This is a genomic window from Terrisporobacter petrolearius (assembly GCF_020748185.1).
GTDB classification, from domain to species: Bacteria; Bacillota; Clostridia; order Peptostreptococcales; family Peptostreptococcaceae; genus Terrisporobacter; species Terrisporobacter petrolearius.
In genome coordinates, this window is record NZ_JAHZMO010000011.1 from 1 (window position 1) to 15,830 (window position 15,830).

Consider the following 15,830-nt stretch of genomic DNA (forward strand, 5'->3'; position numbering starts at 1 on the left):
CCATGTGAGCTACTATTTCTGTATCTGTTTGAGATAAGAATTTAACTCCTTCAGATTCTAATTCAGCTTTTAATTCAAGGTAGTTTTCTATTATTCCATTGTGAACAACAGCTATAGTTCTATCCATGTTGTAATGAGGATGTGAATTTACATCTGATGGTTCTCCATGAGTTGCCCATCTTGTATGCCCTATTCCTAAATGTCCATCAATAGGATTTTTTTGTAAGTCTTCAGCAAGTATTGCAAGTCTTCCTTTGAACTTTCTTATTTCTAATTGGTCACCAGTATTTACGGCAACACCTGCAGAGTCATATCCTCTGTACTCTAATTTTGACAGACCTTCTATTAAAACTTCTGTTGCCTGTCTTCTTCCTAAATATCCAACTATTCCACACATATTATGTGTCCTCCTAAAAATATTATTTTATATATTTTTAGAGTTAGGTCATGAAAAGTTTACTTTGGTTTTCCTTTGTCCACAGAATCACTTCTATGATTTGAAAAAACCTTAACGATGGTAAACACACCGCAGAGCATCCGCCGAAAAATCGATTAACTCTGTCCTCGTCAACTTAACCCCCAATACTACTAATAAAAATTATATTATTGTTAAGTTCTGGCGCTTAGTATTTATGTTTGACCTTACTCTTAGTTAAACTAATTTGAAAATATATTTTTTAAAATTAAATTAACTATATTATTTTATAAGTACGATGCTAATATATAATTAAGGCTATGTCAATCTATATAAATAATCCTACTCATCATATTTTTTTATCACTTTGCATAATTCCTTTATTTTACTTTACCTCAAGCCATATCGTATATAATTAATTTTATTTTTTATTAAGAAGCATACAAAAAAATCGCCTAGAATATTTTATAGGCAACTAATATTCTTTAACTTTTGATTCAACATTTAAAATGCAATGTGTTACAACTAAAATTTTTTTCATAATTCCTCCTTATTTTATCTATCAATTATTATATATTAAAAAAAAGCCATGGCAATTTATTTTTACCATAGCTTTGTCTAAAACTCTAAATTATCTTACATCATAAAGAAAAAGTATGCTAATAAAATAATACCAAGGATTATTCTATACCATCCAAATACTTTAAAGTCATGTTTTTTAATATATCCCATAAGGAATTTGATTGCCCATACAGATACTATAAATGATACTAAAGTACCCGCACCTAATACAATTAATTCAAAACTCGTAAATGCAAATCCAAATTTTAATAGCTTAAGTAAACTTGCACCAAACATTACTGGTATAGCTAAAAAGAATGTAAACTCTGCTGCTATTTCTCTTGATACACCTATTAATAATGCTCCTACTATTGTTGCTCCTGAACGAGATGTCCCTGGAAAAACTGCGGCTATTAATTGGAATAATCCTATGATTATAGCCATTTTATATGTAAGTTGATTCATGTTTGTAACTTTAGGTCTTGTACCTTTGTTATGATTTTCAACTACTATAAATAAAATACCAAATATGATAAGCATAGTAGCTACTGTTTGGAAATTATAAAATAGGGCATTTATTTGATCATCCCATAGTAATCCAATTACTGCTGCAGGAATACAAGCAATTACTATTTTAATCCACATAATAATTATGTCTTTTTGTACAAATGGTTTTCTATCAAATTTAAAAGGAAAAATCTTTTTCCAATATAAAATTACAACAGCCATTATGGCACCAAGCTGTATAACTACAAAGAACATTTCTTTGAAAGCTGGCGACATACCTAATTGTAAGAATTCATCAACTAATATCATATGACCTGTACTACTTACTGGAAGCCATTCTGTAATTCCTTCAATAATTCCCAATATGATGGCTTTAAATATTTCTATCCATTCCATGTTTTCACCTCATTTATATTTTCTTTATTTGAATAAAAAAAATCCTAATTAATATTAGGTCTTTTTCTAGTATACCATATAAAGTATGACTTAGCCTCATAATTTTATACTTACCATTTTGTAATAAACTCACAAAATAAGTAAGTATAAAAATTTAATTCCTTTAAAATATCCTCTAAAACTATCCTTATTAAAAAAAGTCATCTAAAAAATTTCAGATAACTTTTTTCTATATTAGGTAGTTAGCTATGCTATTTTTTCTGAATTTCCTTTGTTACTTTTAACTCTCGGAATACCAAATCCTATAGCAACTATACCACACACAAACATTAATATTGGATAGTGTAAGTAACCAATTATTGAAAATGGTGATATACCAGCTAAACCTGCTGCTGTTAATAGTTGGGCTCCATAAGGAATTATACCTTGCCATACTGATGAAAATATATCCAATATACTAGCTGATTTTTTTGAATCTATTCCATATTCATCTGCTATATCTTTAGCGATTGGTCCAGCCATTACTATGGCTATAGTGTTATTTGCAGTACATAAATCTACAATACTAACTAATGCTGCTATTCCAAATTCAGCGCCTTTTTTATTTTTAATTTTACTTTGTATAAAATTAAGTACAAAATCTATTCCTCCATTAAACTTAATAAGCTCAACCATTCCTCCAACTACTACAGATATCATACAAAGTTCAAACATTCCCGCCATTCCTTCAGATACAGCTGTTATTACTCCAAATAAATCTAAAGATCCTGTTATTATGCCTATTGTTCCTGCAAATATTACTCCTCCACCAAGAAGTAAAAATACATTTGCTCCAAGGATGGCACCAATAAGTACAAATAAATATGGTAAAACTTTTAATAATTCATACTCATACGCTTCATTTGATACACTTACATATCCTCTACTCATTACAGTTAACAATATTATTGTTACTATTGCTGCTGGCAGTACTATTAAGAAGTTTATTTTAAACTTATCTCTCATTTCACAACCTTGAGTTCTAGTAGCTGCAATTGTTGTATCAGATATCATTGATAAGTTATCACCAAACATTGCACCGCCTACGACTGCACCTAAAACTAAAGCTACTGGTATTCCAGTTTTTGAAGCGACTGCTACACCTATTGGGCCTATTGCAGCTATTGTACCTACTGATGTTCCCATAGATATTGATATAAAACATCCTATAACAAATAATCCTGTAACTAATAAGTTAGCTGGTACCACTGATAAGCCTAAATTTACTACTGAATCAGCCCCACCCATGGCTTTTGATACACCACTGAAAGCACCAGCAAATAAGAATATTATAAGCATTAAAATAATATCTTTATTTCCTCCACCTTTACAAAATACTTCTATCTTTTTGTTAAAATCTGCTTCTCTATTAAATAAAAATGCTACTGCTGTTGAAATTATAAAAGCTACTAAAGTAGGCATTTTATAAAAATTTCCACTTATAACTCCACTTCCAATAAATAAAATCAAAAATATAACTAGTGGCAATAATGCCAATGCACTACCTTTTTGTCTTTCCTTACTCATAATTATTCTCCCTTCCTTATAATACTTACTATCAGTTGAAATTTCATTTTCCATACTAAAAAAAGCTTGAGAATAATCTCAAGCTTTTATAAACTATGTTATTCCTCATCTTTCAGCCTTCGCTGCAGGATTTAGCACCTTTTTATATATAAATATATATCGGTTGCCGGGTATCATAGGGCCTGTCCCTCCACCACTCTTGATAAGTAAGTAAGTAAATATTTATTTTTATTAATTAACATTATATTAGAGTATTTTTTATCTAATGTCAACTTTTTATTATTAAAAAATTCTAATATATCATATTAAGCACAAACTATTTTTCAGGTATATAAATTTGTTTTGAATCAAATCCTAAATTTTTAAATTTAGAATATAAAAATTCATATTTATTAGGTATAATTTTTATTACGTTCATATCAAAAGGTAATTTTGATATATTTTCTACCTTAAGATCTTTTCTACTAAGTACATCTATATATTCATCACACCAAGGTTTTATAATTTCCGCTTCTCCACTTATTTGCAAGCCACATAAATTGTTCATACTTTTATAATCTTCATATACACAAAGAGATATTTTATTGTTTTTTGAAAGTCCTATAAACTTTAAACCACCTTCACTAATTATATAAATGTCTCCATCGTAATACTCATATTCTAAAGGTGTTGCTCTTACAAAGTCTCCATATCCAGTAGCAAGTGTACATGTATTTTTATTTATAAGAAAAGCTTCAATTTCTTTTTTTGTTATATTAACTGGAGGTATAAATTTAGGTGTATTAAAATATTCCCTCAAGTCTTTCCCCAATTCCAAGGCTTTTTTCTCATCAAATTCACCTAAATTACCGAATGGTATTCCCACTTTGGCACAAAATGATTTTATCTTTTGCTTATCATCAGTATTAAGCTTATTTATAAACATTTCACCCTTTATAAACTCACAAAAAATATTTTCATTATTAACGATTTTTTTCAATTTAGCAATTTCATTTAGTCCATCTTGTTTATTTAGTCCTATACATACTAAGGCTACTCTTTTCTTACTAAAGTCTATTTTGTTTTCTTCTATATATTTCAAAATTTTTTCGCAACTATTTTGTCCATATAAAGAAAATACTAAGACAATGTTAGAATAATACTTGATATCACTTGGAGCATCGTTAATGTCAAAAGATTTTGCTGGGCCTAATATTGGACATACAGTATTTGCAATAGTCTTTCCTGTTCCATACTTACTTTCATATAAAATAAGAGTAACATTCATTTTATCCACCTCTTCATAATAAATCTTATTATTTGACATTTATTTTTTAGGAATAATTATCACATCTTCCTTTCTTCTATTGTTACACTTTTTATAGTTCCTGTCTATTAAATGAGTAAATAGCTTATATTATTATGATTTTTATATTTTTTTAAATAATAAAAAAAGGAATTATTAAGATTTACTTAATAATTCCAATATGTACTTTTTCTTTTCGATGATTATAAAACTCTTCTTGCATTTACATAAGTATTTACATAGTACGAACTATTCATATCGTTTATAACAACTTTTCCTTGCCCAGATGCAGCATGAATCAATTGTCCATTTCCTATGTAGATACCAGTGTGAGTAACCCCACCATTATTTGCTCCAACAGTGTCAAAGAATACTAAGTCTCCTGGTTTTAAATTACTTCTACTTACATAAGTTCCATAGTTACTTTGTGAAGATGATACTCTAGGTAATGTTATTCCAGCAGCATTTTTAAATACATAGTAAGTAAACCCTGAACAATCAAATCCACTCGGTCCTTGAGCACCCCATACATAAGGCTTTCCTAATAATTTTTTTGCATAAGAAATTACCTTACTTGCTGAAGTACTAGTTGAAGTATTAGAATCTGAAGAACCTCCAGAAGATGGTTTCGTGCTAGTTAAATATGTACTAGAAACATATCCTGTTATACTTCCACTAGTTATTTTTGACCATCCATTGCTAGTTGATTTTACAGTTACTTTTGTTCCATGACTTAATGTAGTAATTACTGAGTAGCTTGTTCCTGCTCCTTTTCTTACATTTAGCCCAACACTTGCATCCACATATTTAGTAGTGGATGTTTCATTATTAGAATCATTTCCAGTACTTGGCTTATTGCTACTTAAATATGTACTAGAAACATATCCTGTCACACTTCCACTAGTTATTTTTGACCATCCATTGCTAGTTGATTTTACAGTTACCTTTGTTCCATGACTTAATGTAGTAATTACTGAGTAGCTTGTTCCTGCTCCTTTTCTTACATTTAGCCCAACACTTGCATCCACATATTTAGTAATTGATGTTTCATTACTATCATTATCTGAACTTGATGCTTTACTGCTTAAATATTGATTTGAAACATATCCTGTTATACTTCCACTAGAAATTTTTGACCAATCGCCACTTGTAGTTATTACTTTAACTTTAGTTCCATTAGTTAATGTTGCTATCTTAGCATAGCTAGTTGATGGCCCTTTTCTTACATTTAATCCAGCTGAAGTATTAACATATTTCTCACTTGACGAAGCTGATGTTCCATCTGATATATAATCCTTATGAACATAACCTGTTTTTGAGTTATATTTTATTTTTCTCCAACTACCATTTGAACCTAAGTAAGTAACAGTTTTTCCTTTTTCTATTTTACCCATAGAATCATACTCTTTGCTTGGTCCAGTTCTAAAGTTTACTCTTCCTGTTATTGTTCTTGTATCATCTGCGTGAGAGTTCGTTACATCTGCCATTGGTGCTACTAGCGCTGTAGCTAGCATACCAGCCATTACATATTTTTTATTTATACTCATATTTAATCGATTTTACAATTTTATAAATTGTAATTTCTATCCCCCTTCCAATATGTAACATATCTGAAACATATTTACTTGGTATTAATACTATTATTACATTTTTACATTAGTTTGTCTATATTTCGACAGTAAAAAAAATACATTTTTGTAACTTTTTCGTAACTTTTTCCTTTCGAAATTGTAACTTATTCCCTAATTTAATTTTAATGAATATGTTTTATGGAAATCAATGTTTTTTTGTACCATTTTTTACATTTATTTTCAAAAAAATAAATGGCGACTCTTAACAGATATCACCATTTTATTTATAATAAATTTATTTGTTCTTATAATTGAGCTTCTATTTTTGCTTTTATATGTTCTTTTGGAAGGAAACCTACCATTTTATCTACTACTTCTCCACCTTTGAATATTATCATTGTTGGAACAGTTGTTATTGCATATCTTCTTGCAACATCTAATGCTTGATCCACATCAACTTTAAAAAATTTAGCTGTATCCATTTCTCCACTTAATTCTTCAAATACAGGAGCTAACATTTTGCAAGGTCCACACCAAGTTGCAAAAAAATCTACTACGCATACTCCATTTTCTATTGATGTATTAAAATTATCGTTATTAAGTATTTGTGCCATTAAAATATCCTCCATATTTTTCTATATTTTGTTTGTCATTTATATTTTATTACAATAACAAATTTATATCCATATTATTATTAATATATATACCCACTTTTTACATAAATACACATTTTTTATATTTATATAAATAAATTTAAATTTGATTCTTCTGTTGCTCCTAGATAAGATGCCACTCCGCCTATTTCTACACCATTAATAAATTCTTCTGCTTTTATACCCATAAGTTCCATACTCATGGAGCAAGCCACAACTTTCACACCCATATCCATTGCATTTTTTATTAATGTGTCAATATCATCCACATTATGCTTTTTCATAATTTGTTTTATCATCTTAGGTCCTATACCACCCATATTCATTTGTGATAAAGGTAATTTATCTGTATTTGATGGCAACATCATATCAAACATCTTTTCCATAGTATCTTTTGAAACAGATGGCTTGTCTTTACTTTTTAAGATATTAAGTCCCCAGAACGTAAAGAACATAGTTACTGGTTTTCCCATAGATGCAGCTCCTGTTGCTATTATAAATGATGCAATAGCTTTATCTAAATCACCACTAAATACTACCATCGTAGCTCCATCTTTTTCATTATTGCTTAAAGAGCAAGAAGGATTTACTTTTACATCTTTACTTCCTTTTTGTATATAAGCCACAAAAGCTTTTTTATTCTTGTCAAATTCAGATTTTAATAAAGTATTTCCTGTTTTATCACACCATGAATCAATGTCTTTTGTAAAACCAGGATCACTGGCCTTAACTTCTAGTATTTGATTTTCTTCCATTTTATTAATTTCTTCAAATACTCTTCTTATTGGACCAGGGCATTGAAGCCCACAAGCGTCTAAAGTAACATGAGCATCTACACTTCCCTTATTAAAATCATTTTTACTCATTTCTTTTCCCCCATTATTTTTACTGATATTTTGATTATTTAAAGCTTTTTCTGCTTTTTTAACAGCTAAATATGTTTTTATTCCACCATCAATATTTACGCAATCAAAACCATTTTGGGATAATATTCTACAAGCAATATATCCTCTAAGTCCTACCTGACATGTGACATAAATTATTTTATTTTTAGGTATTTCATTCAATCTATGTCTTAAAACTGTTAAAGGTATATTAATAGAATTTTCTATTACTCCTGTAGCTAATTCAAACTCTTCTCTTATATCTAGAATTATAGAATTATTATTGTCTAATTTATCAACTTCATACCATTGAATAACTTTTACATTTTTTTCAATTATATTTTCAGCGTAATATCCTAACATATTTACAGGATCTTTTGCTGAATTGTATGGTGGAGCGTAACATACTTCCACATCTTGCAAATCATATATATTAAGATTGCCTTTTATTGCAGTAGCTATTATATCGATTCTTTTTTCTACTCCATTTATTCCTACGCCTTGTGCTCCAAATATTTTTCCATCCTTAGGGTCAAATGTCATTTTATAAGATATTGGAAAAGCCCCAGGATAATATGATGCACTTGATGAAGGATGAATATGAATTACTTCATAATCAATTCCTAACTTTTTCAAAGTCCTTTCATTATTTCCTGTTGTAGCCACAGTATAGTCAAAAACTTTTGCTACAGATGATCCAAGACTACCTTTATACTCTGATTTTTTACCACAAATATTATCTGCAACTATTCTGCCTTGTCTATTTGCTGGCCAAGCTAAAGGAATCATTGTAGGTTTTTTATTTACAAAATCCATAATCTCTACAGCATCACCTAATGCATAAATATTATTATCTGATGTTTTCATATGCTTATCAACTACTATAGCTCCTCGTTGGTTTAGTTTAAGACCACATTCTTTTGCAATATTCGTTTCTGGTTTCACACCTATAGATAAAATTATCATATCTGTATTTATTTCTTTTCCACTTGCTAATACTATCTTTTTACCATTGTTTTCAAAAGAATTTACGCCATCTTTTAGGATAACTTGTATGCCTTTATCTACAATATGCTCATGAATTATACTTGCCATTTCTATATCTAGTGGTGCCATAACTTGTTCACTAGCTTCTACTAATGTAAGATTTAACCCTAAATCATACAAGTTTTCTAACATTTCAAGCCCAATAAATCCTCCGCCAACTACAGTTACATGCTTTGGTTTATTTTCATTTATGAAATTCTTAATTTTATCTGTATCTGGTATATTTCTCAAAGTAAATAAATTATCACAATCATTGATTCCTGAAATTGGAGGCTTAATAGGACTTGCCCCTGGAGATAAAACTAAGTTATCATAATTTTCTTCATAAGTTTCATTTGTTTTGTGATTTTTAACTGTTAATATTTTATTTTCCTTATCTATTTTAATAATTTCACTAAAATTTCTTATGTCTATATTAAACTTATTACTCATAGATTCTACACTTGTGACTATCAACTTATCTCTTTCACTTATTGTCCCTCCAATATGATATGGAAGACCACAGTTGGCAAAAGAAATATACTCTCCTTTTTCAAACATTATAATATTTGCATTTTCATCTAATCTTCTAAGTCTAGCTGCTGTGGATGCACCACCTGCTACACCACCAACTATAATTATCTTCTTACTCATTATAAAACCCCCTACTTTTTATAAATAATACTTAGTACTTACAATATATATGAATAAGATTTTTTAGACTGTAACATTGTCACATAAAACGAATTTTTTTATTTTTTATCATTTAGATTGCAAATAATAATAAGTGGGTAATTATCTGATAAATAGATTTATATATGCAATTAATATATTAATAAAATTGTGAAATAATATTTAAAGGAGACCTTTCAATGAAGATATATGAAGATATAAGTTCACTAGAACTGAATAATATGATAAATAATAAAGAAAAACTCATATTACTTGATGTTAGAACAGAAGCAGAATATAATACTAGTCGTATCCCTAATGCTATAAATATTCCTATAAGTGATTTAGATTTACAAATAGATCACTTATTACCCTATAAAGATGAAAAAGTTATTATTTACTGTCGTTCTGGGAAAAGGAGTGTTTACGCTGCCCATTTATTAGATGAATATGGATTTAAGCATTTATACAATTTAACACAAGGTATTATTGGCCATTTGAATTATTTATAAAAATAAAAATACCCACCTTATATATGAAGTGGGTATTTTATTATAAATTTCTTAAGTATTTCTTAATATTTATAAGATTTTTAATAGTATTCAAAATTTGTTATATAATAATTATAAGGTTACATATACTCTATTTGAAGAAATAAATTTACATTATTAAAAGAAAAGGAGAATTAACATGAGAAGAATATCTTTGTTTATTGTTATTAATGCAATATCTTTATTTATAGTTTCAAATTTAATGTCTAGCGTATATATAGGCTCTTTATCAACTTTAATAATACTTACTATAATTTTTGGATGCCTTAACTTAATAGTAAAACCCATTATACAATTTTTCTCATTTCCTATAACTATTTTAACTTTAGGATTATTTTCATTAGTTATTAATGGTATAGTTTTATACTTAGCTTTTTCTATAGTACCAGGTGCAGAACTTAACGGAATGTTAAATTCGATTTGGGCTGCCATATTATTATCTATAGCCAATTCTATATTGTATAGTATTTTTGATTAATAACATTGTTTAATGATGTTTTATTGCAATAAAAAATCTGTAAAGATATTTTCTTTACAGATTTTTTAATTTAATCCAGTTCAAGCATTTCGCCTTTTATAGAATATATTATCATTTCACAAATATTTGTTACATGATCTCCTATCCTTTCTAAAAATCGTCCAACTAGCAACAACCTTACAGCCTGAGGTATATTTCTTTCATCTCTTTTCATCGCAGAAATACAATCTATATATACTTCATTGTATAAATCGTCTATTATGTCGTCTTGCAAAGCCGTTTTATGGGCCAATTTTACATCACTATTTATAAAAGCAACTTTTGCACTTTTTAACATATCCATACTTACTCTTTTCATTTTAGGTATATCTATTAGCTCTTCAACGTACTCATCTTTACCTATTTTAATTGTTTCCATGGCAATATTAACAGCATAATCACCAATTCTTTCAAGCTCAGTAGACATAGTACTAAGCGCGTATATAGTTCTTAAGTCTTTTGCCATAGGTTGCCTAAGGGCAATTAATTCAATAATTTGCTCTCTTATATATCCTCTTAAATTATCTATATCATCATCTAAGCCTATTATTTCTTTAGATTTTTCTATATTTTTTTCAACCATTGCATTTACAGCTTCTTCAACAATATTTTCACACTTATCCATCATATCTATGGCAATATCTTTTAAAGAATTTATACTTAAACCTAAGTTATTATCATTTTTTTTCATGTTAACACCCCTTATTTTTATCCAAATCTACCTGTAATATAGTCTTCTGTTCTTTGATCTTTAGGATTTGTAAATACTGTTTTTGTGTTATCAAATTCTACCAAATCACCACTTAGAAAAAATGCTGTTTTATCAGAGATCCTTGCTGCTTGTTGCATATTGTGAGTTACTATTACCACTGTAAACTTTTCCTTCATTTCTTCTATAAGTTCTTCTACCTTTAGTGTGGAAATAGGATCTAGGGCTGAAGTTGGCTCATCCATAAGTATAACTTCAGGCTTAAGTGCAATAGTTCTTGCTATACAAATACGTTGCTGTTGACCTCCAGACAGTCCAAGGGCTGAAGATTTAAGTCTATCTTTAACTTCATCCCAAATAGCCGCACCTTTTAAACTTTCTTCAACAATTTTATCCAGTTGTTTTTTGTCTTTTATACCATGTGCTCTTGGACCATATGCCACATTATCATAAATACTCATTGGAAATGGATTTGGTTTTTGAAATACCATTCCCACCTTTGTCCTAAGCTCTATGACATCGTCATCTTTATAAATATCTACTCCATCTAACTTAATTTCTCCATTTATTTTCACATTATCAATAAGATCATTCATTCTGTTTAAAGTTCTTAAAAATGTAGATTTTCCACATCCCGATGGACCAATTAAAGCAGTTACTTCGTTAGCTTCTATATCTATATTTATATTTTTTAAAGCTTTATTATCACCATAAAATAACTCTAAATTTCTTGCACTTATTTTAATATTTTGTGACATTTTAACACCTCTCTTTAGTAATTAGCTTGGTTAAATTTCTTACTTATTAATTTAGCAATATAGTTTAGAGCTAATATTATTACTATTAAAACTATTCCCACTGCACAAGCTTGGTTTATATCTCCATTTTCCTTAGTTACTAAATATGCTTGTACTGTTAAAGTTCTTGCACTATCAAATAATGAGTAAGGCATTTGTGTCACAGTGCCTGCTGTGAGCAATATAGCCGCTGATTCTCCAATAACTCTACCCATGGCTAAAATTACCCCAGACAAAATCCCTGGTATGGCACTTGGAATAATAATTTTATATAGAGTTTGAAACTTTGTTGCACCTAATCCTAGAGATGCTTCTCTATAACTGTCAGGTACCGTTTTTAAGGACTCTTCTGTAGTTCTAATTATAATAGGAAGAATTATAATAGATACAGTAAGCGCTCCTGATAATATGGAATAAGAATAATTAAGAGCTACCACGAAAAAAATTCCTCCGAATAATCCATAAACTATGGATGGTATTCCTGATAAACTTTCTGTAGCAAATCTAATTATTTTAACTATCTTTCCTTGTTTAGCATATTCTTGCAGATATACTGCTGATAATATTCCAATAGGAGTTGCTATTAATATGGCTAATAATACTACATATAATGTAGTTACAATCATTGGCTTAATTCCACCACCACTAGAAGAATAATTTGCAAATATAAAGGATGGACTAATCAATTTTATACCATTTAAAAATATGAAGCCTACTATTAATATAAGAACACTTACTGTAAATATTGCACTCAAGTATACTAAAGCATTCAATATGTTATCTTTAGTTTTATTCATATTAGTCTTCCTCCTTATTAGAAATCATACTTAGTATTAAGTTAAGTATAATTATAAATATAAATAGTACAATTCCTGTTGCAAATAGCATTTCTTGATGAGTACCAAAAGCATATCCCATTTCTAAAACAATATTTGTGGTAAGAGGTCTTACGCTATCCATTAATGAACTTGGAATTGCTGGTGAATTTCCTGCTACCAGTATAACTGCCATAGTTTCACCAATAGCACGCCCTACTCCAAGTACTACAGCTGCTAAAATTCCTGATTTTGCAGCTGGAAGAACTATATTAAAAGTAGTTTGTGCCTTTGATGCTCCAAGAGCCAAAGATGCTTCTTTATATGATTTAGGTACAGCTCTTATTGCTGTTTCTGACACAGTAATTATAGTTGGTAACATCATTACTGCTAAAACAATAATTACTGCTAGTAAACTTTGTCCTTTTGGTAAATTAAATAATTTTTGTATATTAGGAACGAGAAATGCTAAACCAAATATTCCATATAATACTGATGGAATTCCTGCCAATAATTCTACTGCTGGTGAAATTATTTTACTTAAGGATTTTGGGGCAACTTCTACTATAAATGTTGCAGTTAAAATTCCCACAGGAACACCTATAATTAAAGAACCTAAGGTTGCATATACTGATGCTAATATCATAGGCAATATACCAAATTTGTCTGCAGATGGTACCCATTCTGTTCCAAATAAAAAATCAATAAATGAATATCCTTTCGATATAAATGGTATGGAACCTTTATAGAAAACAAAACCTATTATAAGTAGTAAGCTTATTACAGAAATAAATGCACTTAGTAAAAATATCTTTGATGTAAGACTTTCTATTAAATATTTATTTTTATTTGAATTATTTTTTACGCGATTAATATTTTCGTTCATAGGCTTCTCCTTAGATATATAAAATCCTCCTTAGATTAATAAAGGAGGATTTATTGAGCATATTATTTTATTCTTATTAATCCATTTTCTTCTACAATTTTTTGTCCTTCTTCACTTAAGATAAAATCTATTAATTTATTTCCATTATCTTTTAAATTTTCTTCTTTATATACTAATAAAAGCTGTCTTGATATTTTATAAGATTTATTTTTTACATTTTCTGCTTTTGGTGCAATTTCATCAATATTTATAGCATTTATTTTATTGTCTACATATTCAAAAGATATAAATCCAATAGCATTTTCATTGCCAGCTACTGTTGATTTTATATTTCCTGATCCATCGCCTATTTGGGCACTTTTAGTAAGTTCTTCTGATGTATATCCTACTATTTCTTGAAAAGCATCTCTAGTTCCAGAACCATCTTCTCTTGAAACAACGACTATTTCACTATCTTTTCCACCTAATTCTTTCCAATTTTTAATTTTGCCAGTATAAATATCTTTTACTTGTGACATTGTAAGAGATTTTACATTGTTAGCTTTATTTACGATTATAGCTATTCCATCATAAGCAATTTCAACTTCCGTAAGACTTTCTGCTTTTTCTTGATCTTTTAAATCACGAGATGACATACCTATTTGAACTGTTCCATTTATTGCATCTTTTATTCCTGCTGAAGAACCTAACTGATTTATTTCAACTTTCATATCTGAATTAGCTTCTTGAAATTTTTCTGCTTCTTTTTCCATAAGAGGTCCCACAGACGTTGATCCTGACACAGTTATACTACTAGTGCTAGAATTAGACTTTTCATTAGTTTCAGTTTTTCTACAAGCTGTAGATATAAGCATTGTAACTAAACATAAAAACAGTGCAATTAGTCTTGTTTGTTTTGACATATATTATACCTCCACCATTATGTAATAAATATTTTGTTATTTTAAATTATAATTAGTATAACCATGTAAAAAGATTTATATTTTCAACATGCTATATAAAATTTTATTCTACTTAAGTAAAAAAAGACATCATACGATGCCTTTTTTATTTTATTTTTAATATATCATCAATTTCATTAATTAAATTTTTCTTATCTACATCAGAAATATATTCTTTATCATAAATTTTTTCTTTGATGCTTTCTATTTTCTTATCTTTTTCATGAATTTTTGCTTTGAACTTATTTTCAACTTCTTGAATACTTTGACTTAGTCTATTTATTAGAGACGCCATCTCGTCAGAACTTCCTGCTATTCTATTTAATAACATTAAGTTTTGGCCTAAAAGATCTGGAATATCTTCATGAGAGTATCTAAGTTGATGATCTATTTCTCCATATCCCTCTTCAAATATAGTTCTAACTTGAACCTCCGTAATAAGCTTTTTATTAGTTGGATAAGATTCTAATAAATAATGTACAGATCTATACCCTGATGGTCTTGAACAAACAGCTATTCCCTGTTCATCAAATTTTGTCGTATCATCTCCTTCTCTTACATTAGCTACTATTTCCATAACTTCCCACATATTAGTTATAAAATTATGAATTTCTTCCCAATCCTCTTTAAATATATGTATTACTCTTATACCAAGTAAATCTGTAATTTCATCTTTATAGTTTTCTGCTGTAAAATTAAAATCTTGTCCATACTTAGCTCTTCTTTCAGGAGTTTTCCTAATTACTTTTTCTATTAAATGACTTACATCTTTTACTCTAGTTTTTACTGAGTGAACTTTTGGCTGAGCTCTAAGTATATTTGCAACTAAATCTGCCTGTGTTTCATAGCTTTTTTTTGAATTGATAAAGTCATCGTGTATTGCTTTTAAATCCTTCCAACTTATATTTTCTTTTTTAAGTTCTTCTTCATTTATTTTATACATATTTAAAAACTGTTCTTTATTTATCATTTTCTCCTCCAGCTAATTATATCTATTTTTATTTTACCTTATAATTATGCATATTTATATTTTTTTTATCCTTATTATTATATTCTTAATTTATATATTGATAAATCT

At 28.6% G+C, this 15,830-nt stretch carries 15 protein-coding genes and 1 riboswitch; of the genes, 2 read left to right on the forward strand and 13 right to left on the reverse strand.

What is annotated here, in order from left to right:
- From K0040_RS08490 to K0040_RS08520, 7 genes are all read right to left on the reverse strand, one after another.
- Positions 1-397: class II glutamine amidotransferase (locus K0040_RS08490; RefSeq protein WP_228108470.1), on the reverse strand; the 397-nt coding region annotated here is incomplete at its 3' end.
- Positions 398-1,051: 654 nt separating this feature from the next.
- Entirely contained in the window at positions 1,052-1,879 is an 828-nt protein-coding gene (locus tag K0040_RS08495; RefSeq protein ID WP_228108471.1) for an undecaprenyl-diphosphate phosphatase, read from the reverse strand.
- Between the two features lie 246 nt (positions 1,880-2,125).
- Positions 2,126-3,445, reverse strand: coding sequence for a Na+/H+ antiporter NhaC family protein (locus tag K0040_RS08500; protein ID WP_228108472.1), 1,320 nt, complete (start codon positions 3,443-3,445; stop codon positions 2,126-2,128).
- A gap of 102 nt (positions 3,446-3,547) precedes the next feature.
- A riboswitch (SAM riboswitch) is annotated at positions 3,548-3,654 on the reverse strand.
- Between the two features lie 107 nt (positions 3,655-3,761).
- A complete protein-coding gene (locus K0040_RS08505) occupies positions 3,762-4,751 on the reverse strand; it encodes a flavodoxin domain-containing protein (RefSeq protein ID WP_228108473.1) in 990 nt (329 codons plus the stop codon).
- Positions 4,752-4,933: 182 nt separating this feature from the next.
- Positions 4,934-6,277, reverse strand: a complete 1,344-nt coding sequence (locus K0040_RS08510; protein ID WP_228108474.1) for a C40 family peptidase — start codon at positions 6,275-6,277, stop codon at positions 4,934-4,936.
- Between the two features lie 329 nt (positions 6,278-6,606).
- On the reverse strand, positions 6,607-6,915 hold the full coding sequence (gene trxA / locus K0040_RS08515; protein ID WP_228108475.1) for a thioredoxin: 309 nt from the start codon (positions 6,913-6,915) through the stop codon (positions 6,607-6,609).
- Positions 6,916-7,040: 125 nt separating this feature from the next.
- Entirely contained in the window at positions 7,041-9,518 is a 2,478-nt protein-coding gene (locus K0040_RS08520) for a CoA-disulfide reductase (RefSeq protein WP_228108476.1), read from the reverse strand.
- Between the two features lie 218 nt (positions 9,519-9,736).
- On the opposite strand from K0040_RS08520, the gene K0040_RS08525 reads away from it, so the two are divergent.
- Positions 9,737-10,048 (forward strand): rhodanese-like domain-containing protein, encoded by a 312-nt coding sequence (locus tag K0040_RS08525; protein WP_228108477.1) that lies wholly within the window; start codon positions 9,737-9,739, stop codon positions 10,046-10,048.
- A gap of 178 nt (positions 10,049-10,226) precedes the next feature.
- On the forward strand, positions 10,227-10,565 hold the full coding sequence (locus tag K0040_RS08530) for a phage holin family protein (RefSeq protein ID WP_228108478.1): 339 nt from the start codon (positions 10,227-10,229) through the stop codon (positions 10,563-10,565).
- Between the two features lie 70 nt (positions 10,566-10,635).
- Here the strand turns inward: K0040_RS08530 and phoU are convergent, their stop codons facing one another.
- The 6 genes from phoU to K0040_RS08560 form a co-directional block, all read right to left on the reverse strand.
- A complete protein-coding gene (gene phoU / locus K0040_RS08535) occupies positions 10,636-11,295 on the reverse strand; it encodes a phosphate signaling complex protein PhoU (protein ID WP_228108479.1) in 660 nt (219 codons plus the stop codon).
- Positions 11,296-11,312: 17 nt separating this feature from the next.
- Positions 11,313-12,071, reverse strand: coding sequence for a phosphate ABC transporter ATP-binding protein PstB (gene pstB / locus K0040_RS08540; RefSeq protein WP_228108480.1), 759 nt, complete (start codon positions 12,069-12,071; stop codon positions 11,313-11,315).
- A gap of 14 nt (positions 12,072-12,085) precedes the next feature.
- Positions 12,086-12,907 carry a phosphate ABC transporter permease PstA gene (gene pstA / locus K0040_RS08545; protein ID WP_228108481.1) on the reverse strand — a complete coding sequence of 274 codons (822 nt, stop codon included), beginning with the start codon at positions 12,905-12,907 and terminating at the stop codon, positions 12,086-12,088.
- 1 nt (position 12,908) lies between these two features.
- Positions 12,909-13,811: a phosphate ABC transporter permease subunit PstC gene (pstC, locus tag K0040_RS08550; RefSeq protein ID WP_228108482.1), complete on the reverse strand. Its 903-nt coding sequence runs from the start codon at positions 13,809-13,811 to the stop codon at positions 12,909-12,911.
- Positions 13,812-13,873: 62 nt separating this feature from the next.
- Complete coding sequence (locus K0040_RS08555; protein WP_228108483.1) at positions 13,874-14,713, reverse strand: phosphate ABC transporter substrate-binding protein; 840 nt, start codon at positions 14,711-14,713, stop codon at positions 13,874-13,876.
- Positions 14,714-14,858: 145 nt separating this feature from the next.
- Positions 14,859-15,722, reverse strand: a complete 864-nt coding sequence (locus K0040_RS08560) for a RelA/SpoT domain-containing protein (RefSeq protein ID WP_228108484.1) — start codon at positions 15,720-15,722, stop codon at positions 14,859-14,861.
- Between the last annotated feature and the right edge of the window lie 108 nt (positions 15,723-15,830).

What these genes read in the sequence shown, in the direction of transcription:
- pstB (WP_228108480.1), bottom strand. Translation starts at nt 12,071, where the DNA reads ATGTCACAAAATATTAAAATAAGTGCAAGAAATTTAGAGTTATTTTAT.
- K0040_RS08560 (WP_228108484.1), bottom strand. Translation starts at nt 15,722, where the DNA reads ATGATAAATAAAGAACAGTTTTTAAATATGTATAAAATAAATGAAGAA.
- K0040_RS08555 (WP_228108483.1), bottom strand. Translation starts at nt 14,713, where the DNA reads ATGTCAAAACAAACAAGACTAATTGCACTGTTTTTATGTTTAGTTACA.
- K0040_RS08510 (WP_228108474.1), bottom strand. Translation starts at nt 6,277, where the DNA reads ATGAGTATAAATAAAAAATATGTAATGGCTGGTATGCTAGCTACAGCG.
- pstC (WP_228108482.1), bottom strand. Translation starts at nt 13,811, where the DNA reads ATGAACGAAAATATTAATCGCGTAAAAAATAATTCAAATAAAAATAAA.
- pstA (WP_228108481.1), bottom strand. Translation starts at nt 12,907, where the DNA reads ATGAATAAAACTAAAGATAACATATTGAATGCTTTAGTATACTTGAGT.
- K0040_RS08525 (WP_228108477.1), top strand. Translation starts at nt 9,737, where the DNA reads ATGAAGATATATGAAGATATAAGTTCACTAGAACTGAATAATATGATA.
- K0040_RS08520 (WP_228108476.1), bottom strand. Translation starts at nt 9,518, where the DNA reads ATGAGTAAGAAGATAATTATAGTTGGTGGTGTAGCAGGTGGTGCATCC.
- phoU (WP_228108479.1), bottom strand. Translation starts at nt 11,295, where the DNA reads ATGAAAAAAAATGATAATAACTTAGGTTTAAGTATAAATTCTTTAAAA.
- trxA (WP_228108475.1), bottom strand. Translation starts at nt 6,915, where the DNA reads ATGGCACAAATACTTAATAACGATAATTTTAATACATCAATAGAAAAT.
- K0040_RS08530 (WP_228108478.1), top strand. Translation starts at nt 10,227, where the DNA reads ATGAGAAGAATATCTTTGTTTATTGTTATTAATGCAATATCTTTATTT.
- K0040_RS08495 (WP_228108471.1), bottom strand. Translation starts at nt 1,879, where the DNA reads ATGGAATGGATAGAAATATTTAAAGCCATCATATTGGGAATTATTGAA.
- K0040_RS08505 (WP_228108473.1), bottom strand. Translation starts at nt 4,751, where the DNA reads ATGTCAAATAATAAGATTTATTATGAAGAGGTGGATAAAATGAATGTT.
- K0040_RS08500 (WP_228108472.1), bottom strand. Translation starts at nt 3,445, where the DNA reads ATGAGTAAGGAAAGACAAAAAGGTAGTGCATTGGCATTATTGCCACTA.